Consider the following 26,327-nt stretch of genomic DNA (forward strand, 5'->3'; position numbering starts at 1 on the left):
CTTGTGATGAACAAAGACTATGAGCTGATTTTATTGGCGGCCGGTCATGGAAAGCGCATGGGAACTTCGGAAAATAAAGTTTTACTGCCATTATTAGAGAAACCATTGATCGTCTATTCTTTAAGAACTTTTTTAAACGATAATAACTGCTGCCATATTATTATCGTGGCAAAAAAAGACGAAATACCTTTGCTAAAAAAATTAGTTAAAAAAGAAACAACGACCACAACTATTCTTATTACGATTGTGGAAGGTGGGGTTGAACGGCAAGATAGTGTGAGTTGTGGACTGAAAAAGTTAAAAAATCTAAACGGCTTTGTTATGATTCACGATGGGGCCCGACCTTTTGTGGATAGTCGTTCAATCAAAGCCTTAAATGACGTTGTCCATCAGACAAAAGCTGCTGTTTTAGGCGTTCCTGTAAAAGATACGATTAAAAAAGTTGAAAAAAAAATAGTGACAGAAACACTGCCACGCTCTGAGTTATGGCAAGTTCAAACACCTCAAGCGTTCAGTAGTGCTTTAATACTTAAAGCGCATCAAACAGCAAAGGCAGAAGGTTTCTTGGGAACAGATGATGCTTCACTAATTGAGCGTCTCGGTAAACAGGTCGTGATGGTACCAAGCAGTTATGATAATATTAAAATAACAACACCTGAAGATATGATTATGGGAGAAGCAATATTAAAACATCAGCAAAAAGAACAAAAGGAGGACAAGATGCAAAGAGTTGGTCAAGGGTATGATGTTCATCAACTAGTAGAAGGGCGACCTTGTATACTAGGTGGTATAAAAATACCTTTTGAAAAAGGTCTTTCTGGTCATTCTGATGCAGATGTTTTAATCCATGCGATTATTGATGCCCTGCTTGGAGCTGCGGGAAAAGGGGATATAGGACATTTATTTCCTGATACTAATCCAGTTTTTAAAGAAGTAAATTCTAGAGAATTACTAAAACAAGTTAGCGAACTATTAAGGGTTGAAAAATTTGCTATCATCAATATAGATGCGACAATTTTAGCAGAAAAACCAAAAATGCAACCGTATTTAAAAGAAATGCAGAAAAATCTAGCATTTGATTGTCAAATAGATGCAGAACGTGTTAACGTAAAAGCGACGACATCCGAGAAAATGGGTTTTGTCGGGCGTCAAGAAGGTATCGCAGCAATGGCTATTTGTCTACTTGAAAAAAATACTATTCAGAAATGAGGAAATAATCATGACAAAAAAAGTTCGTGTACGCTATGCACCAAGTCCAACAGGTAATTTACACATCGGGAATGCTCGGACAGCTTTGTTTAATTATTTATTTGCCAAACATAACAATGGAGACTTTATTATAAGAATTGAAGATACTGACCAAAAGCGCAATATCGAAAATGGTGAAAAAAGCCAATTGGAAAATTTGAAATGGTTAGGTATGGATTGGGATGAAAGTCCTGATAAACCCGGCAAATATGGTCCATATAGACAATCTGAAAGACGATCTACTTATGATCCACTGGTTGAACAATTATTATTAGGCAGTCGCGCTTACAAATGTTACTGTTCTGAAGAAGAATTAGAAGCAGAACGCGATGCACAACGTGCTCGTGGAGAAATGCCTCATTATAGTGGGAGCTGTGCTAACTTATCTTCAAAAGAGCAACAAGCTAAAGAGACTGAAGGGATCGAACCTGTTATCCGTTTCAGAGTTTCACCAGAAAATACTTATAGCTTCGAAGATATGGTGAAAGGTACGATTACTTTTGAAGCAAGTAGTGTAGGTGGAGATTTTGTTATTGCTAAACGTGATGGTATGCCAACATACAATTTCGCAGTAGCAGTAGACGATCATTATATGGAAATTACGCATGTATTACGTGGCGATGATCACATTGCTAATACGCCAAAACAATTGATGATTTATGAAGCATTTGGTTGGAAGGCGCCAACTTTTGGACACATGACGTTAATTGTTAATAGTGAAACAGGAAAGAAATTAAGTAAACGTGATGAAAGTATCCTACAATTTATTGAACAGTACCGTGATTTGGGCTATTTACCAGCAGCAATGTTTAACTTTATTGCTTTACTTGGTTGGTCACCAGTTGGCGAAGACGAAATCTTTGATCAAGAAAACTTTATAAAAATGTTTAATCCAGACCGTTTGAGCAAATCACCAGCAGCATTTGATCCTAAAAAACTAGATTGGATCAACAATCAATACATGAAACAAACTGATTTAGAAACAGTAACGAAGTTAGCTATGCCTCATTTAATCAAAGCAGGTTATGTAGAAGAAAACCTGTCAGCTGACAAGAAAGAATGGGTTCAAAGAGTCATTGGGCTGTACCATGAACAAATGAGTTATGGTGCTGAAATCACAACATTGGCTAGCTTATTCTTTACAGAAACGCCAGAATTGGACGAAGCAGCAAAAGAAATATTAGCTGGAGAAACCGTTCCTGAAGTTCTTAATGCATTTGATAAAGTCATGACGGAACTAGAAACATTTGATGCGGTTAGTATTAAAGCCGGAATTAAATCCATTCAAAAGGAAACAGGAATCAAAGGGAAAAATCTCTTCATGCCAATCAGAGTAGCAGTGACTGGACAAGTTCACGGACCTGAGTTACCTGAAACAATTGAATTGCTTGGTCGCGAAAAAACTAAAGCACATTTACAGACAGCTATTTCCCATTTATAAATAGCAAGATTAGTAAAAATAATTGAATAAAAAAAACTGTGACGAGAAAGAGTAACGTTTAAAAAATCTAAAGAGAGTCTGTGGTGGTGTAAACAGACATTTTTTTAAACGTGAAGTGCCTCTCTGAGTTGTGATATTGAAAGAAGAGTAGGTATCAACCGGTAGCAACCGTTAATTTGTCTAAAATAATTCTGTAAATAATCTGATTTTATTTATAGAGATAGAAATTAAAAAAAGTGGAACAACGCTAACAGCGTCTTTTATAAAAATAAAAGGCGCTGTTTTATTTTCAGATGTAATTTACTCGAACGAGTGGAGGGATATAGTGAAACGAATGAGAGAAGATCTTAAAACAATCAAACAAAAAGATCTTTCTGTTAAAAGTACACTTGAAATCATTTTAACTTATCCTAGCTTCTATGCCATTCTATCCCATCGTGTAGCTCATAAATTATACTTGAATCATTTCTATTTGATTGCTCGCATAATTGCTAATTTTTCCCGGTTTTTAACTGGAATTGAAATTCATCCAGGAGCTGTTATTGGCAGAAGATTGTTTATTGATCACGGGATGGGTGTGGTAGTGGGAGAAACAGCTACTATAGGCGATGATGTAGTCATGTTTCATGGCGTGACGTTAGGCGGAACAGGCAAGGATGAAGGTAAAAGGCACCCGACTATCGGAAACAATGTCTTATTGTCTGCTCATGTCCAAGTAATTGGGCCAATCACTATCGGTGATGATACTAAAATTGGTGCTTCAGCTGTAGTGTTAAAATCTATTCCAGCAGGAGTAACAGCAGTCGGGATACCAGCTGAGATAGTACGGATACACAACAAAAAATAAGATTAAATGACTTATGGTCGTTCTAAAGTGAGGAGCTTAACGGTGATAAAAATATATAATACCCTAACAAGAGAAAAAGAGATTTTTACTCCAATAGAACCCGGGAAAGTAAAAATGTATGTTTGTGGTCCAACAGTGTATAATTACATTCACATTGGCAATGCTCGTAGCACAGTTGCATTTGATACGGTAAGACGATATTTAGAATACCGAAATTATGAAGTGAATTTTGTCTCTAATTTTACGGATGTAGATGACAAAATTATTCGTGCGGCTAAAGAACTTAACATGACGGCTCCGGAAGTGGCTGATCGGTTTATTGAGGCTTATTATAATGACACGAAAGCATTAGGTGTTGGAAAAGCAACAGCTAATCCACGTGTCATGGAAAACATTCCCGAAATAGTAGATTTTATAAAAGTTCTAATTGAAAAAGGATACGCTTATGCCGTTGACGGAGATGTGTATTATAGAACGCGAAAATTCAAAAAATATGGGCAATTAAGTGGTATTTCTATTGATGAATTAGAAGTGGGAGCTAGCAACCGAACAGAATCTAGTGAGAATGAAAAGAAGGAAGATCCTTTAGATTTTGCTTTATGGAAAGCGATCAAGGCAGATGAAATTAATTGGAAATCACCGTGGGGCCCAGGCCGACCAGGTTGGCATATTGAATGTTCAGTAATGGCAACTAAATACCTAGGAGACACCATTGATATCCATGCTGGAGGACAAGATTTATCTTTTCCACATCATGAAAATGAAATAGCCCAAAGTGAGGCTAAGACAGGCCAAACATTTGCTAATTATTGGATGCATAATGGATTTGTGACAATGGATAATGAAAAAATGAGTAAATCTCTTGGGAATTTTGTCTTAGTACATGATATGATTGAGAAAGTTGACCCACAAATTCTACGATTCTTCATGGCTACTACACAATACAGACGACCTATCAGTTACAATGAAGCAACGATTGAAGATGCTAAGACAAACTTAAATAAATTAAGAAGAGCATATGAAAATAGTTCTTACCGTTTAACCGATGCGTTAGAAGAATTACCTGACGACTCAAATTATTTAAATCAACTGACAACTTTAAAAAATCAGTTCATCGAAGAAATGGATGATGATTTTAATTCAGCTAATGGCATTACGGTCATTTATGAAATAGCAAAAATAATGAATATCTATAATGAACAGAATAAAGTTTCAGGAAAAGTTTTAACAGCGATGCTTTCTCAATTTAAAGAATTGATGCAAATTTTTGGAATCACTTTTGATACGAAAGAATTAGAGGATGCTAAAATTGAAGAATTAATCGAAGAAAGAAATGCTGCACGATTGAATAAGAATTTTAAAAGAAGCGATGAAATTAGAGATCAATTAAAGACGGAAGGAATTATTTTAGATGATACCCCACAAGGAACAAGATGGCGAAGAGAATAATAAAGAAATAGTAGAAAAAGATTGGTCGCTTTTGAATGGACTAGCGTTAGCGTATGTAGGAGATGCGATTTATGAAATATATATCCGCGAGCACTTAGTTCAAATTGGGTATACACGGCCGAATCAATTGCATAAAACAGCCACTAAGTATGTCTCAGCTAAAGCACAAAATATGTTGATGCATGAGATGTTAGAAGAGGAAAATCTCTTAACCGAAAAAGAAATAGAGATGTATAAACGTGGTAGAAATGCCAAAAGCCATACTACAGCAAAAAATGCAGATATTATAACTTATCGTACCTCAACAGGATTTGAAGCGCTGATGGGTTACTTGCATTTATCAAAGCAAACAAAACGAATGGAAGAGTTAATCAGCTGGTGTATTAACACTATGGAGGTAAAAAATAATGTCCAAAGATAAGCATGCATTTAACAAACAAAAACCGAATCAAAAAAGACAGCCTAAATCTGATAGAGATCGAAGAGATGAGACTTCTCCTGCTGAACTAGTGGATAAAGAAGAACAACAACAAGACTTAGTTGCCGGTCGACTTCCAGCAATAGAAGTATTAAAATCCGAACGAGATATCAATAAAGTATTTATTCAAGAAGGTTTAAGTGGATCTAAAATGAATGAAATTCAACAACTGTCAAAAAAAAGAAATATTCAAATTTCATATGTACCTAAAACGAAATTAGATCGATTAGTAGAAGGCGTAACCCATCAAGGGGTGGTAATTGCTGCTGCTGCTTTCCAATATGCAACCATCGATGACTTATTTGATGTTGCTGCTGCAAAAGGAGAGGATCCATTTTTCATTATTTTAGATGGAGTAGAAGATCCACATAATCTCGGTTCAATTATGCGTACCGCTGATGCGAGTGGCGCACATGGGATTATTATTCCCAAAAGACGAGCTGTTGGTCTAACAGCAACAGTTGCTAAGGCTTCAACTGGAGCAATAGAACATGTTCCTGTAGCACGCGTAACTAATTTAACTCAAACAATCAACGACTTAAAAGAACGAGGAATTTGGTTCTATGGAACGGATATGGAAGGCCAAGATTACCGCAGATGGGAAACAAGCATGCCGTTAGCATTGGTAATCGGAAACGAAGGAAAAGGGATTACTCGATTGGTGAAAGAACAAATGGATGGGATGTTAACTATTCCTATGACAGGTCACGTCCAGAGTTTAAACGCCAGCGTTGCTGCTAGTTTATTGATGTATGAAGTCTTCAGAGGACGGCACAAAATTTAAATGAGAAAATAATGAGGGAGGGGGGGGCTAAATTTCATGAAAAAAGAATTGTTAATTATTGACGGATATAATATGATAGGTTCGTGGCCAGAATTAGTGAAATTAAAAGATAAAGATGAGATGGAAGACGCTAGAGAATTGCTGCTTCATGAACTATCAAATTATCAACAATATGCGGGAATTGAAATCCGTGTGATATTTGATGCCCAACTTGTCCCTGGAATCCAAAAGTCGTATAAAAAATATACATTAACCGTTGTTTTCACGAAAGAAGGAGAAACAGCGGATAGTTATATTGAACGTATAATTGGAGAAGAGAATTTATTGGTTACTCAAGTCACGGTTGCAACGAGCGATCTCGCAGAACAGTGGTTGGTCTTTCAAAAAGGAGCCTTGCGTAAGTCTGCTAATGAATTATACAAAGATTTACAATTGGCTAAAAAAGCTATTACTTCAGATGCAAAAGAATACCATTTTCAACAATATCGGCGCAATTCTCCATGGAACCGCCTTCAACTAGATGAACTGGAAAAATTGAGAGATGATTTGACTAAAAGATAAATGAGGGTGTCTCATTTTTTTAGAAACTTTCGAGAATAGTAGACTCAAGTATATATTTTAGTCAAAGACATCAATCATTGTTACTAAGCCTTTTTCACGCCATGTGTGGGCTTATTTTTTATGCTTGAATACGTAATTGAATACGTAAAATTTAAAAATTCATATACGAAGCGAATTTCTCAACGGTTTCTTCTTTTGCTTTTTCAGTAATATGAGCGTAAATATTTAATGTAGTTTGCACGTCTGAATGGCCTAATCGTTCTTGCACTTCTTTGATACTTGCTCCAGCTTCAAACAAAAGAACGCAACTTGTGTGCCTTATGCCATGAGTTGTTATTTTTTTTAGATCATAAGCTTTGATGACTTTATTTATTTGGTTAGTGGTATCAGTGGACTGGATATAGTCATTATTTTTTGTAGTGAACATAGGCTGTTTACTGTGGTTAGTATTGAAGCCTAACTTCAAATAATCAGTCGCTTGTTGACTTTTCCACTCTCTTAATACATTCATAGTCACATTATCGAGTAACAGCACACGCACGCTTGTTTTAGTCTTAGGTGGCTGAACAATGAGCTTCTTGTTTTCTCCTCTAGTTAAAGCTTTAGAAATAGATACAGTATTGTTTTTAAAGTCTATGTCGCTCCAAAGCAAGGCCAGTGCCTCACCTTTACGCATTCCAGAAAATGCCAGCAATCGAAAGAAAGTATACCATCTGCCATATAGTTCTTTTTTAGCACATTCAAGAAATAGCTGTAATTCATCTTTAGTATAAAAGTTATCAACTTTAGTCTTATTAAAATCTTCTTTACGTCTAGGAGTTGTTATGCGCTGCATGGGGTTAAACTCAACCATGCCAATATTCATAGCGTACTCTAATACTCTACTTACATAGTTTTTTAAACTACCATATTTAGTAAGTCGCTTGCTCCAATCATTCACAGTGGTTTGACAAAATTTAACAGTTATCTTATCCACTTTATGAGAACCGAAAGCGGGCAAAATATGGTTAATAAATAATTCTTTAGTTTTAACAAACGTGCTTTCTCTAACAGTATTCTTATAGGCTGAATCAAGCCAAAGTTGATAGACCTCTTCAAATGTATCAATAGAAACCTTTTTAAAGCCATTCTTTTCAATCTCGACCTCTAATCTTGCTAGAGTGAGCTTAGCTTCTTTGTAGCTAATAAAACCTCTTCTAGTAGTTCTTTTCTGTTTGCCAGTCATTGGATCAGTACCTAAATAAGTGTTAAACATCCAGGCGGTTGAACCGTCTTTTTTTGTGTATTTTTTTATTGTTGCCATGTTTTTTTCTCCTTTTATGTGGGTGCATATAAAGGATATAAAGTTTTTTAAATAATTTTAAATATTATCAATAATAAAGTTAATACGTTTATTTAGCTGTTCTTTGATTTCTTCCTTACTATATAAAGATATTTCTGAATCGTTTAGGCTATAAGCATTTAACAATGAAACTGTTGCAGCTAAAAAACGAATTAGTTTAGGATCTTCACTTCCTTTAGTTTCGTGAATTCTAGAATACAAAAGAGCTTCATCAAGTAAAGATATTGATTCTTTGTAATAAGTTTCATTAGAAGGGTTATTTAAAAAATATAATAAACTTTCTCTATAATTTTCTGATTGATTCTTAGCTACTTCTTTATTATTTTTAGTTAATTTTTCTTTATCAGCTTCTGTAAGATTATTCCAATTTACAACACTACCTTCTACTAAAAAACTTATCGTAACGTTTAGATTCTCGCTAATCTTTTTTATAGTTTCAATACTAGGGTTTCTTTTGTTCGATTCTAACTCGCTCATATATGATTTTGATATCCCTAAAACTTTTGCTAATTCTTTTTGAGTCATACCACGATTTTTTCTTAAAGTTTTGATATTATCGCCAACTGACATTATTTATCACCTCTTTTTATTATAACTATAATTAGAGTATAATATATCGATTCACTAATGTCGAATGTTTTCTAATGATATCAAAACTAATCAATAAAATTATTCACTAACGTCGAACAATCTTGTTGACTTCATTTAACACCTGTGAGATAATGAAATTAAGAAGTCGACGATAGCGATTATTTTTTTGATCTTCTTAATCGACAATAGCGAATTAAAAGGAGGTGAAGAGAATGGAAAATCAAGTTTTTGGAATGTTTTCTAAAGAACTAGAAAAACAAATTATAGATACTGTAACTAAAGTAATTATGAGCACTGCAGCAGATACTAAAGTAAACAGTGGTAAACGGTACTTTAAGAAAAAAGATTTCTGTACGGAGGTATGTATTAGCTATAACACACTTTCTGCATGGATTGATAATGGTTTAAAAGTTATACAAATTGATGGAATCTCTTTAATAGACATGCAAGACGCAGTTCAGTTTTTAAACAAGCATAAGATATAAAAAATGGTGTGGGTGCACCGCTAAAGAAGTATAAATTAAAGTAGAAGAATTCAAAAAGATTGATGCACAAAGGTAATCATTAATAAAAATAAAATATAAAAAGGGGAAATATAAAAATGAAAAATGAAAACGTGAGTATTGAAAGCCTGAGTATTCAATTATTAGATTTAGTTACGGAAGTAGAAAAAATTAAGACAGGTATCTTTTTCGTAAATGATGTTGTTGAGGGTTTAGACACACAAAACGATAATTTCAAGAAATCAAATTCATTAATTGATCTAAACATTTTGCAGCATGAAGTTTCTAGAATTTTGCCGCATATTGTTTCTTTTACGGCAAACGCAATTGTTGATTCAGAGAAAACTATTGGTAAGTTATGTAAGATTTCTGATGAAGTTGAGGACTTAGAAAGAGAACAAAAAAACAGCCTTGAGTGAGTTCATAGCTCAATCAAAGCAGAGTAAAAAAGTTGGTATTTAGTTATCTAATCTATGACTAACTATAACACAAAACCAACCTAAAAGCTACAGTAAAGGGGTTTTGACGATGGAAATGCTAAAAATAATAACAGGCCAACACAAAGAAGACACAAAAAACGTTGTCACTTTATTAAACCAGATGACAAAAACAATTAACTACCATAACATTTTGCTAGAGAAAGAACATTTAGAAACAGAAAGAACCTTGAAAGTAAAAGAGGTGGTAAATAGATGAGTGCAGCTATACAGACTATTGAAGATTTTAGAATCCTAATGAAAGAAGAAAAAGAATTATATGATCGTTTAAACGCAATCAATGAAGAAATTGCTTCTTTCAATAATAAAATTATTTTACGCAATGAAAAAACAACAGATGAAATTGTAAAAATCATGAGAAAAAAAACGGGGTGCTTTAGTTGAATGAAGAAATTAACCTGTTGAATGAAGCACTAGCAATAGCAAAATTAGGTTTCCCTGTTTTCCCATTGAGTTCTCGAAGCAAAATTCCAGTTGCAAAATCTAAAGGTTTTAAGGAATCCACGACAAATGAAGAAGAAATTTATAACATGTTTACAGAAAACGAGCAAGCAAACATAGGTTTATCAATGGCGGGTATTAACTACTTTGTACTGGATATAGATACGCATGGAAAAAACAAGCGTGAGGGCATAGAATCGCTTGAGAAGTTACTGGGTGACAATATAAGCGATTTGCAAAACGTAGTAAGCTCAAAAACAGCGAATGGCGGCTTACATTTATTCTTTTCATATCCAGATAATTATGAGGTTAAACAACGCATAGGCTTTAGAAAATCATTAGATGTTATAAAAAACTTCGTAGTTGCTCCAGGCAGCGTTGTAAAAAGAAAAGATGGATCGTTTGGAACGTATGAAATAGAAAATGGCAACTTATCAGAAATAACCGAAGCTCCAGAATGGCTACTTGATTTAATAACAGCCAAAGAACAGCCAATACAGTCTGAAATGGCTTATACAAACGATTTTAAGGGTTCAAACGAATACAAAGGTAAGTTAGTCCTATTGATAGAAGAAGTAGTACAAGGCGTTGAAAATGGAACTAGAAATCATTTTTTCGCAAGGGCGTTTGGAACGTTAATCAAGGCAAACATGAATCCTACCATTGCAGTTAATTTATGCAGGGATTGGAACGAAAACTACTGTAATCCTCCTTTAACAGATAAAGAATTATCAGACGTACTAAAAAGCATAACGAAAAGGGAGGGAGCTAAGAAATGAAAGAGGAAGAAGAAGATTTATTTAAAGACATAGCAAACGATGTTGAAAATATGAAAAAGACTAAAAAGAAAAAAGAAGTTAAAAAAACTCCGAAAACTCCAGAAGATTTAAAAAACTTATTAATAGATTTAGGCGATAAAGGAAGAGAATCAAAAGAGTATACGGTAGGAAAAGGTGAGAACGCAGAAACTAAGTACCCAAGGCTTATGCCTTTAGAAGTTGCATATGTCTTGAATGATATTTTCTTCTTTTGTTTGTTCAATATGGAGGAAGGTACAAGACTAGCAATATATATGAGGTTTGAAGGTATTTATACGCAAAACGAAACCATGATTAAACGATATATATCTTACGTTGAGCCTACTTTTACAGAAAGACAAGCCGAAGATGTAATTTACAAGATAGCTAATATCTCAGAGGTAAAAGAAAAAACTAATTCAAGGTATTTAATACCAGTAAATAATGGCGTGTTCAACTTAGAAACCAAGAAACTAGAAAAATTCACATCAGATTATGTTTTTACTTCAAAGATTGCTACAGATTACAACGATAAAGCTACTCTACCAATTTTCGAGGGTTGGAACGTTGAACAATGGCTTAAAGATTTATCTAACGGAGAAGAAGATTTAAACACACTCTTATGGCAGGTTATCAGCTCGGCAATGAACGGTAATTTTTCAAGAAAAAAATCAATATGGTTATACGGAGAGGGAAATACGGGTAAAGGAACTTTTCAAGAATTAATAACAAACATGGTAGGTAGAAATAATATCGCTACATTGAAAGTGAACCAGTTTTCGGAACGTTTTGCCCTGCCTTTACTAGAGGGTAAGACGTGCGTAATTGGAGATGATGTACCCGCTCACGTTTATATTGATGATTCTAGTAACTTCAACAGTACGGTCACAGGCGACCCTGTAAGAATTGAGCAAAAGAACAAAGCAGCATATTCAACAGTTTTTAATATGACTGTTATCCAGTCTACTAATGGTTTGCCACGGGTTCATAATACGACCGAGGGAACATATAAACGATTTTTAATTGTTCAATTTAAGCAGGCATTTAAGGGAGAGGGAGATAATTGGAGCATTAAGAACGATTATATAAAAAGAAAAGACGTGCTTGAATATGTACTTCAGAAAGCTATTAATATAGACTTTGAAAAATTTATTCTTCCTGCCAGTTCTGAACAACTTATGAACCAATACAAAATAGACAACGATCCAATTAGAGATTTCAAGGTTTCAGTTTTCGACCAATTTACAAGCACACGCATACCACTGTATCTACTTTACCAATATTATTTAGATTTTTGTGAAGAAAACAAGTACAAGTATATGACTTCAAGAAACTTTATAAACTCACTTGAAAGGGTGCTTGATACCGATTGGGAGAAGAAGAAATCTAAGGTTGGTAACTTCTTCAATGAAAAGTATCTTCCGTTACAAATGGAAAAAAACACAAAGATAGAAGCACCAGAAAAGGATAAAACGTATGCCTGCCTTGTAAATACGAGGATTGAGCTAGCTAGTTAAAAAGTTACCCAGTTACTGAACGGTTACCGAAAAAACAAGGGTAAAGTAACCGACTAACGTTGTTAAACCAACGATAATAAGCATAAGTTACTGAGTTACTGTAATATACTACTTCTTTAATAATATAATATAAAACTAATTAATTACTATATATAAAAGAAAGTGGTTTTGTTCGGTAACTCGGTAACTTTACTTGCTAACGTTGGTATTAAAGAGTTTTGAGCAACGAATACAGTAAAAACTCGGTAACTTCACGGTAACTTTTAGCAACGTAAGGTAACTGAAAAACGAAAAGGAGCTAAAACGATGACAAAAAAAGCATTTAGATCAGCACAAGCACACGACTACAACAACGCTAAAAAACAATGGATTGAGCTAGTTAAGATACTAGAAGCGAATTACTCAATTAAAGAAAAAGGTAGTCAAGAAATATTCTTGAACATACCAAACGAAAGAAAAGCAGATATAGAAATATTGTTAAGTAGCCGAATAAGTACAACTAATTATCGTGTTCAATTATGGTATTTAGACTTACCAGAAAACCGTAAGCAATTAGAAGTTGCTCAACTGAATACGCTGCAAGATGTTATAGCTCACGTTGACGAGTTACTGAATGTAATCAAACACAAAGGGGAGTAAAACAGTTGGCTAAAACAGAAATGGATCAATGGATAGATTTGGGAAATCAGACTAAGCGAGTACAAGAAGAACTGTTCATATTAATGGAGCAAATGAACGGTATTAAGTTGCCGCAACCATTCTTTAGGCATGTAAATACTTCACTAATCGCAGTGGATAAAATCAAATCGCAGGGTGAAAAAAGAATGTTTAAAGAATATCCAACTTTAGGCAACGAAGCTTTTAACGTCTTTTACAATGGTAAGTGGCTAGATTTCTAATAACTAAAAGAGGTGGAACGGGTGGCGGTTAAAGATGTGATAGGCAGTTATTTCTCCTTAGATGACCGAATAAGCAAGACGAAGAACAGAATCAGAAACAGTCGAATAAACTTCTATAATCGTTCATTAACAACAAGACTAGGCATGATAGATGACCAATTAACAACAGTCGGTTGTGACATAGAAACAGAGGTAACAAATCATGTTTCAGCAACGCAAATAGCCGAACAACATATAAGAGTGTTGAGGCTCAAAAAACACTACTTCAATGCCTTTTGGAACATGTTAGATACAAGTAGCAAGGAATATTACATTGACCGCTACAAGCATGATATGGACGTATCTAACAATGAATTGGACGAGCTTATCCTAGATGAAGTTAAAGAAATCGAACAAGCAATAAGGTATCAAAAGAAGCACTATGAGGGCGAAGAACCAACAAACAAGGAAAAGAAAGACTATGAAACGATGTTGGAGCTATTGGAGGCATAAAGTAATGAATAAAATAAGTAAACATAGCTTAATGAAGTGGCGAGCTAGAGCCGATAGAATGGAAGACCTAGACAAAAGGTTTTTAAAAGATCTATATACGAGCTTAAAACAGCTTACCGAAGATGAAAGAGAACTCTTAATGGAAAAGTATTACTATCCAGATGAACCAATTAATGATAAAGAAATGGCGGAGAAAACAGGCTTAACACTCATTCAATATCGAGTAAAACGGTCAAAAATAGAAGCAAAACTTACTGTAAGCAATCGCATTGCGGAACATGAGAAGCGTTACAACGTTAAATTTGAAGATAGTGGCTAGCTTAGTGCAGCGGTAACAGGTGAACGATACAAAAATACAAACTAAAAGGGGAACGATCAGATGAAAACAGAAAACAAAGCAATCATTATCAAAGGAATTGTTATTCCAGACTACAAAGAACCTAAAGGAGAAAGCTATTATAGTTTAATCGCACGACAAAGCAACGAGATTGCACATCTAAACGCTCAACGTTCGACAGCTCAAGAAGAAATAAACAAAATTGAAGAAGAAAAAACCGTATTAAACTTAAAACAAACTGGTAAAAGTGACCGTGCAGAAAGATATGAATTCAAACGCAAGAAGAAAGAACTAGAAAAACAGATAAAATCACTAGAAGAAGTTGCTTATATGGATGTTCAAAAGGATATTGATACGATTTTAAACAGTCCAGAACTAGAACTATTGGAAGACAAAGCAAAAAAAGAATACCTGAAACTCCACAAACAAGCAGAAATATATAACAAAGAGTTAGATAAAGCATATGCGAAAACTAAGAAAGATATTAACAGATTCTTAGCAGGCATAGATTCAGATAGCTATTACAGAATGGCAGCAGTAAGACACAACAGACTAAAAAACTAATAAGAGAATAGGGGAAAAACAAATGATACTAGATAAAGATAATGAGATACAACTTCAAGGGCGGTTCGTAGATAGCGTATACGAGGGAGACTATACACACAGTTTGTTATTCAGGGAAGATAAACTAGGTTGGATCTCTATGACAATCGTTAAAGAAACAGATGAGTATAAGAGTTTAAAATTTAATCAAAGATGCAAGGTGAAAGCTTTACTAACTAGCAAGGTAAATTATGTAGACGAAGAAATAAAATGTACTAACTTACTTTATTTAAAAAGTTATGAAGAAGTTTTATATCCAGTAAATAAATAAGTAGAAATAAATAAATAAGTAACAAGAATGTAGTCACACGAAGCCGCCCAGGGTCAGCGTTCAGAAATAGCAACTATCAAAGCCGGCGGGATTAGATTTTAACAAGTTTTGGATTTGTTACAAAAAGTTTTTTTGGACTTTTTAATCAGACTAGAAAAAGCAGTAAAGGAGTTGGTTCTATTGGTCTAGACCATTGTTAGACGTAATGAACAAACAGGCAAAAAGAACCAATCAATCCATGATTAAGAGGTGGCAATCGCTACTTATAGACAGTTAAAACAACTAAAAAAAGGGGATAAAAAAAACCATGGCTAATAAAACGATAATCGCAACAAAGTTAAAATTGAAAGAAAACAGGTTAAAAGAAATCAAGAAACAAATTGCTCCATTGAGTAAAGAATATACTGATCTATCTAGTGTGATTAATGAAATTGAGGACGAAAAAGAAAAGGAAGAAATGCAAAAAATATTAAATGATTTAAAAGTTAGTTTAGAAGAAAAGAAAGACGAGGAAAAGAAAGTAAATAAAGAAATTCAAGACTTGAAAGACGAGCTAGAAGATATTGAAGAAGCTGAAGAAGAAAAATCTGACAATAAAACTACTAAAGGAGATAATAAAATGAAAAAAAGTACACAACGTAGCATTAAAAGATTTGTTCAATCAAGAGGACTAGAAACAGGTACTCTTGAAACTGAAAACAAAGGCGTAGTAATTCCTAACGAAGCTATCACAGCACGCACGCAACAAGTTGACAAGTTAGACCTAACTAAGCACGTTCGCATTGTAAAAACAAATACACCAAGCGGTTCGTATGGCGTGTTAAAGAAGTCTAACCAAAAATTAACAGCAGTAACGGAACTAGCAACTAAAGAACTACCAACGCCCGAAATTATTAATATGGAATACGATATTAAAACATATAGAGGGCAAGTACCCGTATCAATGGAAATGGTAGAAGACGCTGATTTTGATGTTACTGAATTATTAACGGAACATTTGAATGAGTTAGATATTAACACAAAAAATAGTGAGATTATTGCTAAGATGAAAACAGCACCTAAAAAGGCTGTTACTGGTTTGGCAGGTATCAAAGAAATGCTTAATAAAGATGTTTCTACCATGTATAATGCAAAAGCTTATGTATCAACTTCTCTATTTGATGAATTGGATCTATTAAAAGATACTAGTGGCCGCTTCTTATTACAAGATGATATAACAGTTAAAACAGGTAAACGTGTCAACGGGAAAGAAGTTGTAGTTATTCCAGATGAACAAATTGGCGTATCTAGTGGCGATTTAGTTGGTTTCTTCGGAGATTTACACGAGTTTGTGACATTGTTTGACCGTAAGAAAGATGTTGTCCAGTGGGTTGATAACTTTGTTCATGGTCAAGTGTTAAACGGTTCAGTACGCTTTGATACACAGGCGGCAGATACCGAAGCAGGGTTCTATGTAACGTATACCGCAGCGGTTTAAACGATCGTTTAATAAGAATAGCCTTTAATCATTAAACTGGTTAAGGGTTTGTTTTTTTCAAGCGACATGTTGACTACTCTAAAAAAAAGATTGACTTGAGTGTAATAGAAATGTATAATTTGTTCATTGTAATGAAATGGAGAAATTAGGTTATGAAAAATTATGTAGGTTTTCACGGAACTAGTGAGACTATAGCCGAAGAAATTATAATTAATAGTTTTTTAATAGACCATATAAGCGATAGACTTCCTTGTGATTTAGGAAAAGGCGTATATATATTTGAAAATAGTGAAAAATATAATTGTCAAGCGAAAGAGCAAGCAATGAAATATGTTAAGAAGTATAAAAATGGTTATAAAAACCCTACTGTTTTAAAAGTAGACTGCCATGTAGACAGTGACAAAGAACTAGATATGAATTTGAGTGCAAATAAAAAAGTTTTTCATAATTTTATGAATGAAAATGCTGGTGAAATAGCTGAAGAACGGAAAGCTTTAATACAAGATGGAGCATATAAAAGAGGTAACTTAGATGGTTTAGTTATCGAGTTGATTCTTGAACATTACAATAAAGTAGTAGATTTAGTAATTAAAGATACTTACACTAGTTTTAATGATATACCTGGATATAAAGTTTCTAATTTTGATAACGCTAGCGAAATATGCATTCGTAATACTGATATAATACAAAATATATGCGTAATATAACTAAATATGATAACATACATATTAAGAGAGGTGAAGATCATGAGCATTATGCTAGGTGATTTCATAAGCGAAGATAATATTAAACTATCAAGAGAAGAGATAAGGAACGCACTTAATGAAATTTATTCTGTTGAAATTGCCAACAATATTGACAAAGTAAGAGATTCATTTTATAGATTTTCTGAATTAAGTGGAGAAATTCCTTCTAATACACAAGAATATAAAATAAAAGAAGATTTTAAAATCGATACCGTAAAAATAAAAAAAGAAATAAAAAATTATAAAGGTTCAGAAGAAGTGATAAAGACCTATTCTTCTTTGAATAAAAAGGTGGCATAATGGCAACTATTGAATTTAAAGACTATATAATAGATAAAATGCAATATCAAGAAAATGATAATTATGACCATGAAAGTGATTCTTTAGATGTAGGTGTTGAATTTAGTGCAAGTGTAGCATATGAAAAAAATAAAGGTATAGTTATTTTAATGGTTGCTTTGGGCGATGAAAGTAACGTTCAGTGTCCGTTTACAGTCTATACTAGTATAAAAGGTATCTTTGAATATGAGTTAGAGAATGAGGAAGAAGAAAGCGAGAAAGACGATCTTAGAGAATTAATGTCGACAAATGCTATAGCGATACTTTATCCATACTTAAGAAGTGTGGTTTCTGATATCACGCTCAGAGCTAATAACTATCCTGTTTTCGTTTTACCGGTTGTGAATGTTGTTGAAATGATGAAAAAAGAAAATTCAATCAATATAATAGATTTAGATGCTTTAGAAAACAAGGATGAGTAAATCATACCTTGTTTTTTTGTCGAAAACTAACGTTGTAAAGAAAAATACTTAAACAAGTAAACATAACAAAATGAAATGATAGCGATTGCATTTTCCGTAAAAAATATAGTATAATAATAGTTATATAGAGGGGGTGAATTGAAATGACTGAAGCTAAAAAATATTATAGTGTTAGAATAGAACTTTCTAACGGCAATAAAATTCTTAAGACTGACATAAGAGCTTTCACCGCAGATGATGCCTGGGAACGATATTATGATCCGGAAACTATTGAAACTTTATCAGTAATAGATGATAAAGATATATATCGTTTACTTACTAAGTCACACATTGTTCAAGTTGTAGTTAAGGAAACAGAATCGCCAGATTTAAGAAAAGAAGTGAAAAGTAAAAATGTTGCTGCGTTAAGTAAATTGATTTAAACTAATGGCCTCTTTTGAGTTCTTTTTTATGTAAACTATTTATAGGAGCATAAGTATAAGGTATAAGGTATAGACGAAAAAACTGGAATGAGCTTAAAAAGCGTCTGACAGACATGGTTGAACTATTTATTTATAATATGCACCCACTAGTTTTTGTAATTGAATACGTAATTGAATACGTAAAAATTTAAACCTATTGATTCTTAAATAGTAGAATATCACTATAAACGTTGATTTAACAATATTATGAACTCCTTTGATTCTAACTGAAAAGCTATTCTTGAGAATAGTAGACTCAAAAAAAGTTGTTTTTTGAATTTAACAGTTACTTATCTAAAGGAGGAAACTAGATGTTAGAGAACGATGGCCTTTTTACACAAATGAGCGATAATGAAATAATAGAAGTAATAAAAAATGGGGATGATGCTCCTTTCGACATCATTTTTAAGCGCTACCATGCGCTGTCTGTTAAGATAACGAAAGATTTTTATTTAAAAAGCTTTGAATCAGAAGATTTTTTACAAGAAGCTAGAATAGTTTTTAATAAAACTATTCATACCTTTAATAGTGAAAAAGGTCACACGTTCGGTAATTTTTACAAGTTAAATCTGAAACATCATATATATAGCCTTGTTCGAAAAGATATGGCAAAGAAAAGAATGATTGAGAAAAATGCTGAATCACTAGAAGAAATGTTAGAGAGTAAGCAAGGCATGCAGTACATACTACAAGGAAAGGATCAACTGCCCACTATTGAAATACTTCAAGTTCGAGAAAGACTTGCCGACTATCAAGCTACTTTGTCAGATTTTGAACAACGTGTATTCTTGGACTTTATTCACAATGAAGAAGTTGAAGCCATATCAGCCAAATTACATTGTGATATTCTACAAGTTAAAAATGCACTAGATCGTTGCAAACGGAAACTAAAACAATTACTCGAATAAAAAGGATGTTCATTAAAATTTGAAAGCGCATACTTCGGAAAAGATAAATGATTTAGCTTGAAAATGAAAAAATCGTCTACTATTCTTGCAAGTTTTTAAATAGGAAGGACCTTATAAAAAGATAAGCATCTTTTTATAAGGTCCTTCCTACATTTATTTTATCAATACGACTGTTTGCTGTTATCTAAACATGACGGTCTAATAAGGATAAAGTAATCTTTTTTATGTGTTCTTTTTCTTGTTGTTCAGGCAACTGTTCTATTCGTTTCATTGCTTTTTGCGTATATTTTCTAGCTAATTGCTTTGCTTTTTCTAAACCATCTAATTCGATAACTAACTGTTGAACTTCTTTAGCATCTTCTCCAGTCATATGTGCTTCTTTATCAACAAGTTCTCTTAATCGTTTGTTATTCTCTTGAAGTGCAAAAATTAAAGGAGCGGTATAGATACCTTGACGAACATCTTCTAAAACGGGTTTACCAAAGACATTAAGAGTTTGAGAATAATCTAAGATATCATCAGTAATCTGAAAGGCCATACCAATATGACTACCGATATAATACCCATTTCTAGAAAAAAATTCTGTTTGCCCGCCATTTAGAGCACCTGAATAACAAGCAAGTGCGAATAATTGAGCTGTTTTTCCAGAAATTTGAGTTAAATAACCGCGGATGGACATATTTTTATTGTAACGTAAATGCATTTGATCTAGCTCACCCATTAGAATACGCTCCATGCCTCGAGTATTAATTTCAATATGTTCTTGAGTATCAGCATAAGTAGATAAAAGACGAAAACAAACTGTAAAAAGGTAATCGCCGGCATAAACAGCTACATCTTTGCCATATTTAGATTGGAGACTAGGTGTTCCTCGTCTCAGAGGGGAGTCATCAATGACATCATCATGAATTAACGTAGCTGTGTGCAATAATTCAACAGCAGCTGCAAGTGCAAGAGTTCGATCCACATGTTGGGTGTTACCAAATTTAGAGAAAAGTAGTGTATATGCTGGGCGGATCATTTTTCCACCGGCATAAATGCTATCCAAAAGTGCTGCTTCAATTTCTTTGTTGCGTAAACGAATTTGTTTAGCCATTACTTGCGTGACCGATTCTAATTCTGTTTGCAATTCTAAATAAGGTTCCCAGAAAGAATGTACAGACATCATCAATAACTCCTTTCTATGTTTGAGTGAATGAGTCATTTTTTAATCACTAATTTTATCATAATATTGAACTTTAAAATCTCTAAGCGTTCGAACATGTTCCATCAAATAATTAGCCGCAATTCCAATAGCCATACCAGATAAAATGCCCATAAAGGATAGGATAGGTAAATATAACATAACAGTCCAAGTTTGAGAAATCCAACTGGCGACGGCTAATTGTCCAACATTGTGTAAGATACCTCCTATGGCACTGATACCGATAATACTGACATATTTTGGTCCTAATTGTTTGACTAATAGCATGCCAAAATAACTTAATAAAGCACCAGTACAACTATATAAAAAAGTAGAGAGAGTGCCTCCTAATAAGGTTGTCATAATTAGCCGGATCCAAACGACAGTAAAACTATCTTTGAAAGGAAGAGTGAATAGTGCGATGATAGTAATTAAGTTTGCGATTCCTAATTTTGCCCCAGGAGCAAAAGCAAATGGAAAAGGAATACCCCGCTCAACTAAACCTAAAATAACCGCTTGCGCAGCTAGCAAGGCTATATAAACAACTTTTTGATTTTTTGTCATCGTAGAATCCTTCCCCCTTTCTTTTTTTAATTTAAAAAGAGTGAAAGCAGATGTAAACTGCACCCACTCTATTTGTGTAAAACCTATGCTTTTTTATTATACAATGAAGCCGGTGTTCCATACCACCATTTCCCAGCTATTTTTTGAATCCATGGAATAATATAGTAATCTAACCCAAATGCACGACCGGAACCGTTCATTAATGCAAGGGCAACGAAAATAAACCAAATGTTAACCCAGTAAAACATTCCTGATAAAGTAAAACTTGCAACTAAAACAACGGTTAAAGCACTTAACAACCAAACAAATAATCCTGCAATAAGAGCTAGACCGATTGCAATTTCAAGAAGAGTCATTACTTTTTGGAAAATTAAAGCGACTTCAGGTGTAGGAATCATAATTTTCATGATACTTTGAAACCAATAAGGTGCTCTTGTAAAAATCATCATAGGTTCTTCGCCATAGGCATAACTTAAGCCGAATATTGGTTTGGCTGCTTCAGCAGCCCCGCTGTCAACAGCTTGGGAAGCGCCAGCAGTAGCGTCTTGTAACCATGAAAAAGGTAAAGCGACTTTATTTCCAAACCAACTATCGGTGCCGAACAAACCAAAAGCTTTTTTGATTCCTTCAAAAAGCCACATACTGCCATAAAAGATTCGTAGAGGTACACTCCAAAGGACATTTCCATAGCGTGATAAATGACCACGGAAAATATTGCGTCGGTCTTTAATATGAAAGAATTCATGGAAAATGTATTGTGTAGCATAATAACCAGAACGAATGCCGAAGAAATAATACAAGTTAACTAAATGCTTCATTAAAATAGCAAAGAATCCACTTAAATGAATGGCTCCTCCTAGATGTGCAACCCCATATGTTGAACCAATTGAAACCATAAAGCCCTGATAATTACCAGAATAGACTTTCTTTTCAGTCTTTTCAATATCGGCAATAATATTATCAGCAGCGGTATGACCAGTTTGTTCAGCAGCTTGAACAATTTGCGGTGTTGGTGTATCTTTAAATTCCTCGTAATACACTAAATCACCAACAACATAGACTTTTTCTAATCCTTTAGCTTCCATAAACTCATTGGCAACTAAACGGCCCGCTCCAGCAGTTTCCATTTCAAATTTTTCAGTATCGGTATTCGCTTTTACGCCAGCAGTCCAAATTAATGTATGCGTAGGTATCTTCTCATCAGACTTTAAAACGATATGGTCTGATTCGACAGCAATGATCGGAGAATTTTTTAGCAATTGAATCCTTTTTTTAGCCATGTATCTTTCTGCTTTATCTGCATCTTTGCGTGTGATCATATTTAAGATAGTTGGAGCAGCTTCAACGACCATCAAGTTCATTTCGGATGGATCAATTTTATTGTCTTTAGCCAATCTTTTTTTCCAATCTAATAATTCACCGATCATTTCAATTCCTGTAAAACCAGAACCACAAACAACGAAGGTCAACATGGCTTTACGTTTAGCCACGTCTCTTTCAACAGCAGCAAGCGCAACTGTTTGTTCTATATGATGTCTAATATCTAAAGCATCGTCTAGTGACCATAAGGTAAATGCATTTTCTTTTACTCCAGGAGTTCCAAAGTCATTTGGTTCTCCACCCATGCCTAAAACAAGGTAATCAAAAGGAAATGAACCATTTTCTGTTAATACCAATCTCTTGTCATGATCAATTTCAGTTACATTATCTGTAACTAAAGCGACATTCTTTAATCGGCAAAATAAACGTTGTAAATCAAATCTGATAGCATCCTCTTCTACTCTACCGCCGGCTACTTCATGCAATTCGGTCATATAAGTTTGATAAGAATGGCGGTCAATCAGAGTGATTTTCACCTCAGGATTTTTTTTAAAACGTTTCGCCAGTTTTTTTGTAGTAGCGATGCCGGCAAATCCCGCACCAACAACAACAATGTTTTTTGAAGTCATATTTTCCACTCCTTATTAGTATAATAATGATTAAGTAAATAAAAAATAAATCTTTATAAATAGATCCAACATATATAATTAGATTAAGCAGAAATTGAGTAACATGAATTAGTTAAACAATTCACAACCTATACAAAAGTAAGTATACTAAAAAACAAGCTAATTGTCTACATTCATTTGCCTTGAAATGTTGGTAAAACAGCCTTAAAATGATGGGGAAACGGCCTTGAAATGGTGAGATAACAAAGGATATAGGTTGTTGATTTTCTTGTGAAAATGTAGACAATTAAAAATTGGTCAGTTATACTAGTCTCAGGTATTCTTTCGCTTTGTAAATAAGTCGCCTATGCAAAAAAAGGCAGACTGAAAAAATAGGGTGGTAAGTCAGGATGAAAATTAAAAACGGGTTTGAATTATCATCTGTTATTTTTTCATCAGTAATCGTTTTAGCTGCTAAAGCAGACAAAATGGAAATAATTATGGTGGACAACAAAGTAGAAGAAGAATAGAAATGTATAAATTTAATGAAATAAAAACAACAAGGTCTTAGCTTGAATTCTGAGACCTTGTTGAAAGGGTATACTTGCTTTAATCAGGAATTTTGATAGTATGATTTGAACAAAGGAGAGAAAGAAATGGAGACTAAAAACAATTGGAAGATTTTTTTTCTTTTATTTAGTATGCTGCTCTTTATTTCTGGTTGCAGCGAGGAAAAAGAAACAACCGGGCTAGTAGATGAACCATATAGTAGGACAGAATTTTTGATGGGAACAGTAGTAAATGTGAAAATTTACGACGAGGGGAAACAAGAAGTATTAACGAGAGTCTTTAATCGAATTGAAGAACTATCTGGAAAGATTACAGTCAATGATGGTAAATCTGAAGTCGAAAAAATAAATGAACAAGCAGGCATCAAACCGCTAGAAGTATCTGATGATGTTTATTCCTTGTTGAAAGCTGCATACGGATATAGCAGTGAGAGTGAAGGAAGCTTTGATATGACTGTCGGACCATTGACTAATCTATGGCACATTGGCTTCGATGATGCCAAAAAACCAACACAATCCGAAATCGATGATTCTTTAACTTTAGTAGATTACTCAAAAGTAGAGTTAGATGATGAGAAACAAACGATTTTCTTAACAGAAAAAAATATGCGATTAGATTTAGGTGCAATTGCAAAAGGGTATATTACAGATGAAGCAGTGAGAATCTTGAAATCTAACGGAGTAGTTACTGCAATTGTTGATCTAGGAGGCAATATATTTGTCTTAGGAAATAGCCCCCGTGCTAAAGGAGCTGCATGGAATGTTGGGATTCAAAATCCTTTCGAAACACATGGAGAAATTATAGGTTCGATTCCAATCAACAATAAAACAATTGTAACATCAGGCATCTATGAAAGATTCATTGAGGTAGATGGAGTGAAGTACCATCATTTACTAAACCCTAAAACAGGTTGTCCTTTTGATAACGATTTAGCGGGAGTCAGTATTGTGGCAGACAAATCGGTTGATGGTGATGGGTTATCAACTGTCGTTTTTTCTAAAGGGCTAGAAGGTGGTTTGGACTTTATTAATCAAAGAGAAGATGTAGAAGCTATTTTTGTTACGAAAGACAGATATATCTATTTGTCTGAAGGATTGAAAAATGGTTTTAGGTTGAATAATGATGAATTCAATTTGAAGAATTAAAAATGGATCAAGCATTTGGTGTTATTAAATTATATGTAAAAGAAGGAGTACTCAATTGACGCTAACTGTTTTTTTAAAACTTGTTGAGATACAGACAAAAATTGCTAGTTTATTTCCTTTTTTATTAGGAGCTCTATTTTCTCGTACTTATTTCAAGTCATTTAATATAGGAAATACATTTATATTTTTTGTGGCAATGTTGTTAGTTGATATGACTACAACAGCCATCAATAATTTGATGGATTATCAAAAAGCTAAAGATGAAACGTACAAAAAACAAGTCAACATTATTGGGCAACAAAATATTTCCGAAAAAACAGTTACCCAGTTGATAGTTGTTATGCTAAGCGTTTCTTCACTATTAGGTTTATGGCTAGTTTTTCAAACAACAATCTTGTTGCTTATTATGGGAGGGGCTTGCTTTATTGTCGGGATTTTCTATACATTTGGTCCAGTTCCAATTTCGAGAATGCCATTGGGAGAAATACTTTCAGGGTTAGTTATGGGTTTCGGTATTTTTTTCATTACCGTTTACGTAAATGTGGAATCAGAGACACTGCTAAACTTGGTTTTTCAAGGGACCACATTTCTTCTAACAGGAGACTATCTCGCCATTATAACAATAGCTTTTGTTTCACTACCAACGGTCTTTTTGATTGCGAATATTATGTTAGCCAATAACATTTGTGACTTGGATCAGGACGTTAGCAACCATCGTTTTACTTTGCCTTTTTATATAGGGAAAAAATACGCCATTTTATTGTTTGATTCATTAACGTATGCTTCTTATGTAATTATCATTTTAGCAGTGTTGTTCAAGTTGATGCATCCGATATTACTTTTACTTATGTTTACCTTTATTCCTATCCAGAAAAATCTCCAAGAATTTAATGTGCAGCAGCTAAAAGAAAAAACTTTTTCTTTAGCTATTAAGAATATCACTATTTTTAGTGGAACAGAAACTCTATTATTAGCTGTTAGTTTAATGCTCAATAATTAGATGGAACAGACTTCTATTATCTAAAAAAAAAAGAATAATTGACACTTTAGCAAAGTGATGTTAAATTTAATTAGATTTCACTCGCTAAAATAGAAAGTACAGGTGAAAAAATGACCATTAAAAAATCTGCTCTAGCGTGTTCGATATGCGGATCTAGAAACTATTCTAAAAAGGTAAATAGTGCTGGACGTACGGAACGACTAGAAGTAAAGAAATTTTGTAAATATTGCAATCAGCATACAATACATCGCGAAACGAAATAAAAACTAGTTTAATTGAACTGTTCGGAGGGAATAGCATGAGTAAGATAAAAGATTTTTTCGTTGGCGTAAGCCATGAAATGAAAGCTGTCACTTGGCCGACAAGTAAAGAATTAAAAAGAAACACAATTATTGTGTTTGGAGTTTGTCTGTTATTTACGATTTTCTTTATAGTTGTTGATTTCGGAATCAATTCTGTTCTTGATTTTATTTTATAAAACTATCA

General features: G+C 33.8%; 34 protein-coding genes, 1 pseudogene and 1 other annotated feature. Of the genes and pseudogenes, 30 read left to right on the plus strand and 5 right to left on the minus strand.

All coding sequences use genetic code 11. The features are described 5' to 3' along the window. Window positions 1–6 precede the first annotated feature (6 nt). From ispD to BR44_RS07565, 8 genes and pseudogenes are all read left to right on the plus strand, one after another. A pseudogene (ispD, locus tag BR44_RS11715) lies at window positions 7–678 on the plus strand (2-C-methyl-D-erythritol 4-phosphate cytidylyltransferase); the annotation flags it as partial. Window positions 679–720: 42 nt separating this feature from the next. Beyond that, entirely contained in the window at window positions 721–1,209 is a 489-nt protein-coding gene (gene ispF / locus BR44_RS11720) for a 2-C-methyl-D-erythritol 2,4-cyclodiphosphate synthase (protein ID WP_211249894.1), read from the plus strand. Window positions 1,210–1,219: 10 nt separating this feature from the next. Continuing rightward, window positions 1,220–2,689, plus strand: a complete 1,470-nt coding sequence (gltX, locus tag BR44_RS07540) for a glutamate--tRNA ligase (RefSeq protein WP_034551653.1) — start codon at window positions 1,220–1,222, stop codon at window positions 2,687–2,689. Between the two features lie 29 nt (window positions 2,690–2,718). Then, window positions 2,719–2,953, plus strand: a binding site (T-box leader). Between the two features lie 61 nt (window positions 2,954–3,014). Next, window positions 3,015–3,536: a serine O-acetyltransferase EpsC gene (gene epsC / locus BR44_RS07545; RefSeq protein ID WP_156954919.1), complete on the plus strand. Its 522-nt coding sequence runs from the start codon at window positions 3,015–3,017 to the stop codon at window positions 3,534–3,536. A 42-nt stretch (window positions 3,537–3,578) separates the two neighbouring features. Continuing rightward, window positions 3,579–4,985 carry a cysteine--tRNA ligase gene (gene cysS / locus BR44_RS07550; RefSeq protein ID WP_034551654.1) on the plus strand — a complete coding sequence of 469 codons (1,407 nt, stop codon included), beginning with the start codon at window positions 3,579–3,581 and terminating at the stop codon, window positions 4,983–4,985. Continuing rightward, complete coding sequence (locus tag BR44_RS07555) at window positions 4,948–5,406, plus strand: Mini-ribonuclease 3 (RefSeq protein WP_051912602.1); 459 nt, start codon at window positions 4,948–4,950, stop codon at window positions 5,404–5,406. The genes cysS and BR44_RS07555 overlap by 38 nt, the downstream gene beginning before the upstream one ends. A gap of 88 nt (window positions 5,407–5,494) precedes the next feature. Next, window positions 5,495–6,247, plus strand: coding sequence for a 23S rRNA (guanosine(2251)-2'-O)-methyltransferase RlmB (rlmB, locus tag BR44_RS07560; RefSeq protein ID WP_034553111.1), 753 nt, complete (start codon window positions 5,495–5,497; stop codon window positions 6,245–6,247). 36 nt (window positions 6,248–6,283) lie between these two features. After that, window positions 6,284–6,808, plus strand: a complete 525-nt coding sequence (locus tag BR44_RS07565) for an NYN domain-containing protein (protein ID WP_034551656.1) — start codon at window positions 6,284–6,286, stop codon at window positions 6,806–6,808. A 151-nt stretch (window positions 6,809–6,959) separates the two neighbouring features. On the opposite strand, the gene BR44_RS07570 is transcribed toward BR44_RS07565, so the two are convergent. Together BR44_RS07570 and BR44_RS11135 are read right to left on the minus strand one after the other, a co-directional pair. Next, window positions 6,960–8,111 carry a site-specific integrase gene (locus BR44_RS07570; protein ID WP_034551658.1) on the minus strand — a complete coding sequence of 384 codons (1,152 nt, stop codon included), beginning with the start codon at window positions 8,109–8,111 and terminating at the stop codon, window positions 6,960–6,962. A 57-nt stretch (window positions 8,112–8,168) separates the two neighbouring features. Next, entirely contained in the window at window positions 8,169–8,720 is a 552-nt protein-coding gene (locus BR44_RS11135) for a helix-turn-helix domain-containing protein (protein WP_051912605.1), read from the minus strand. A 233-nt stretch (window positions 8,721–8,953) separates the two neighbouring features. Here BR44_RS11135 and BR44_RS07580 point away from each other — a divergent pair, with 233 nt between their 5' ends. The 18 genes from BR44_RS07580 (at window position 8,954) to BR44_RS07660 (ending at window position 19,451) form a co-directional block, all read left to right on the plus strand. Further along, window positions 8,954–9,226 carry a hypothetical protein gene (locus tag BR44_RS07580; protein ID WP_034551661.1) on the plus strand — a complete coding sequence of 91 codons (273 nt, stop codon included), beginning with the start codon at window positions 8,954–8,956 and terminating at the stop codon, window positions 9,224–9,226. Window positions 9,227–9,342: 116 nt separating this feature from the next. After that, window positions 9,343–9,663, plus strand: a complete 321-nt coding sequence (locus BR44_RS07585; RefSeq protein WP_034551663.1) for a hypothetical protein — start codon at window positions 9,343–9,345, stop codon at window positions 9,661–9,663. 109 nt (window positions 9,664–9,772) lie between these two features. Beyond that, window positions 9,773–9,940, plus strand: coding sequence for a hypothetical protein (locus tag BR44_RS11525; protein ID WP_156954921.1), 168 nt, complete (start codon window positions 9,773–9,775; stop codon window positions 9,938–9,940). Further along, entirely contained in the window at window positions 9,937–10,125 is a 189-nt protein-coding gene (locus BR44_RS07590; protein WP_034551665.1) for a hypothetical protein, read from the plus strand. Before BR44_RS11525 ends, BR44_RS07590 begins: the two co-directional genes overlap by 4 nt. Then, window positions 10,122–10,961, plus strand: coding sequence for a bifunctional DNA primase/polymerase (locus BR44_RS07595; protein ID WP_034551667.1), 840 nt, complete (start codon window positions 10,122–10,124; stop codon window positions 10,959–10,961). Before BR44_RS07590 ends, BR44_RS07595 begins: the two co-directional genes overlap by 4 nt. After that, the gene (locus BR44_RS07600; RefSeq protein ID WP_051912607.1) at window positions 10,958–12,496 is read left to right on the plus strand and encodes a DNA primase family protein; all 1,539 of its coding nucleotides are present in this window, start codon (window positions 10,958–10,960) and stop codon (window positions 12,494–12,496) included. The genes BR44_RS07595 and BR44_RS07600 overlap by 4 nt, the downstream gene beginning before the upstream one ends. A gap of 306 nt (window positions 12,497–12,802) precedes the next feature. Then, complete coding sequence (locus BR44_RS07605; RefSeq protein WP_034551669.1) at window positions 12,803–13,135, plus strand: hypothetical protein; 333 nt, start codon at window positions 12,803–12,805, stop codon at window positions 13,133–13,135. Window positions 13,136–13,140: 5 nt separating this feature from the next. Further along, window positions 13,141–13,395 (plus strand): hypothetical protein, encoded by a 255-nt coding sequence (locus BR44_RS07610; RefSeq protein ID WP_034551670.1) that lies wholly within the window; start codon window positions 13,141–13,143, stop codon window positions 13,393–13,395. 21 nt (window positions 13,396–13,416) lie between these two features. Beyond that, window positions 13,417–13,887, plus strand: coding sequence for a hypothetical protein (locus tag BR44_RS07615; RefSeq protein ID WP_034551671.1), 471 nt, complete (start codon window positions 13,417–13,419; stop codon window positions 13,885–13,887). 4 nt (window positions 13,888–13,891) lie between these two features. Beyond that, complete coding sequence (locus tag BR44_RS07620) at window positions 13,892–14,206, plus strand: hypothetical protein (RefSeq protein ID WP_034551672.1); 315 nt, start codon at window positions 13,892–13,894, stop codon at window positions 14,204–14,206. Window positions 14,207–14,266: 60 nt separating this feature from the next. Beyond that, entirely contained in the window at window positions 14,267–14,788 is a 522-nt protein-coding gene (locus BR44_RS07625) for a hypothetical protein (protein ID WP_034551673.1), read from the plus strand. Between the two features lie 22 nt (window positions 14,789–14,810). Continuing rightward, complete coding sequence (locus BR44_RS07630) at window positions 14,811–15,098, plus strand: hypothetical protein (protein ID WP_034551674.1); 288 nt, start codon at window positions 14,811–14,813, stop codon at window positions 15,096–15,098. A gap of 307 nt (window positions 15,099–15,405) precedes the next feature. Continuing rightward, on the plus strand, window positions 15,406–16,575 hold the full coding sequence (locus tag BR44_RS07635) for a phage major capsid protein (protein ID WP_034551675.1): 1,170 nt from the start codon (window positions 15,406–15,408) through the stop codon (window positions 16,573–16,575). A gap of 152 nt (window positions 16,576–16,727) precedes the next feature. After that, window positions 16,728–17,282, plus strand: a complete 555-nt coding sequence (locus tag BR44_RS07640; protein WP_034551676.1) for a hypothetical protein — start codon at window positions 16,728–16,730, stop codon at window positions 17,280–17,282. 39 nt (window positions 17,283–17,321) lie between these two features. Beyond that, window positions 17,322–17,621, plus strand: a complete 300-nt coding sequence (locus tag BR44_RS07645; RefSeq protein ID WP_034551677.1) for a hypothetical protein — start codon at window positions 17,322–17,324, stop codon at window positions 17,619–17,621. Then, window positions 17,621–18,082 carry a protein-export chaperone SecB gene (locus BR44_RS07650; RefSeq protein ID WP_034551678.1) on the plus strand — a complete coding sequence of 154 codons (462 nt, stop codon included), beginning with the start codon at window positions 17,621–17,623 and terminating at the stop codon, window positions 18,080–18,082. Before BR44_RS07645 ends, BR44_RS07650 begins: the two co-directional genes overlap by 1 nt. A 143-nt stretch (window positions 18,083–18,225) precedes the next feature. Further along, window positions 18,226–18,504 carry a hypothetical protein gene (locus BR44_RS07655; protein WP_034551679.1) on the plus strand — a complete coding sequence of 93 codons (279 nt, stop codon included), beginning with the start codon at window positions 18,226–18,228 and terminating at the stop codon, window positions 18,502–18,504. A 350-nt stretch (window positions 18,505–18,854) separates the two neighbouring features. Beyond that, entirely contained in the window at window positions 18,855–19,451 is a 597-nt protein-coding gene (locus BR44_RS07660; protein WP_034551680.1) for a sigma factor, read from the plus strand. Between the two features lie 184 nt (window positions 19,452–19,635). Here the strand turns inward: BR44_RS07660 and BR44_RS07665 are convergent, their stop codons facing one another. The 3 genes from BR44_RS07665 to BR44_RS07675 form a co-directional block, all read right to left on the minus strand. Next, complete coding sequence (locus BR44_RS07665; RefSeq protein ID WP_034551681.1) at window positions 19,636–20,616, minus strand: polyprenyl synthetase family protein; 981 nt, start codon at window positions 20,614–20,616, stop codon at window positions 19,636–19,638. A 42-nt stretch (window positions 20,617–20,658) separates the two neighbouring features. Further along, complete coding sequence (locus BR44_RS07670) at window positions 20,659–21,198, minus strand: Gx transporter family protein (protein ID WP_034551682.1); 540 nt, start codon at window positions 21,196–21,198, stop codon at window positions 20,659–20,661. Window positions 21,199–21,281: 83 nt separating this feature from the next. Next, complete coding sequence (locus BR44_RS07675; protein ID WP_034551683.1) at window positions 21,282–23,147, minus strand: NAD(P)/FAD-dependent oxidoreductase; 1,866 nt, start codon at window positions 23,145–23,147, stop codon at window positions 21,282–21,284. 635 nt (window positions 23,148–23,782) lie between these two features. On the opposite strand from BR44_RS07675, the gene BR44_RS07680 reads away from it, so the two are divergent. From BR44_RS07680 to secE, 4 genes are all read left to right on the plus strand, one after another. Then, window positions 23,783–24,841, plus strand: a complete 1,059-nt coding sequence (locus BR44_RS07680; RefSeq protein WP_034551684.1) for an FAD:protein FMN transferase — start codon at window positions 23,783–23,785, stop codon at window positions 24,839–24,841. Between the two features lie 55 nt (window positions 24,842–24,896). Continuing rightward, on the plus strand, window positions 24,897–25,841 hold the full coding sequence (gene menA, locus BR44_RS07685) for a 1,4-dihydroxy-2-naphthoate polyprenyltransferase (RefSeq protein WP_034551685.1): 945 nt from the start codon (window positions 24,897–24,899) through the stop codon (window positions 25,839–25,841). 110 nt (window positions 25,842–25,951) lie between these two features. After that, window positions 25,952–26,104: a 50S ribosomal protein L33 gene (rpmG, locus tag BR44_RS11320; RefSeq protein ID WP_084676114.1), complete on the plus strand. Its 153-nt coding sequence runs from the start codon at window positions 25,952–25,954 to the stop codon at window positions 26,102–26,104. 35 nt (window positions 26,105–26,139) lie between these two features. Then, complete coding sequence (secE, locus tag BR44_RS07690) at window positions 26,140–26,319, plus strand: preprotein translocase subunit SecE (protein ID WP_034551686.1); 180 nt, start codon at window positions 26,140–26,142, stop codon at window positions 26,317–26,319. The last annotated feature ends 8 nt before the right edge of the window (window positions 26,320–26,327 follow it).

The organism is Carnobacterium funditum DSM 5970 (assembly GCF_000744185.1).
GTDB classification, from domain to species: domain Bacteria; phylum Bacillota; class Bacilli; order Lactobacillales; family Carnobacteriaceae; genus Carnobacterium_A; species Carnobacterium_A funditum.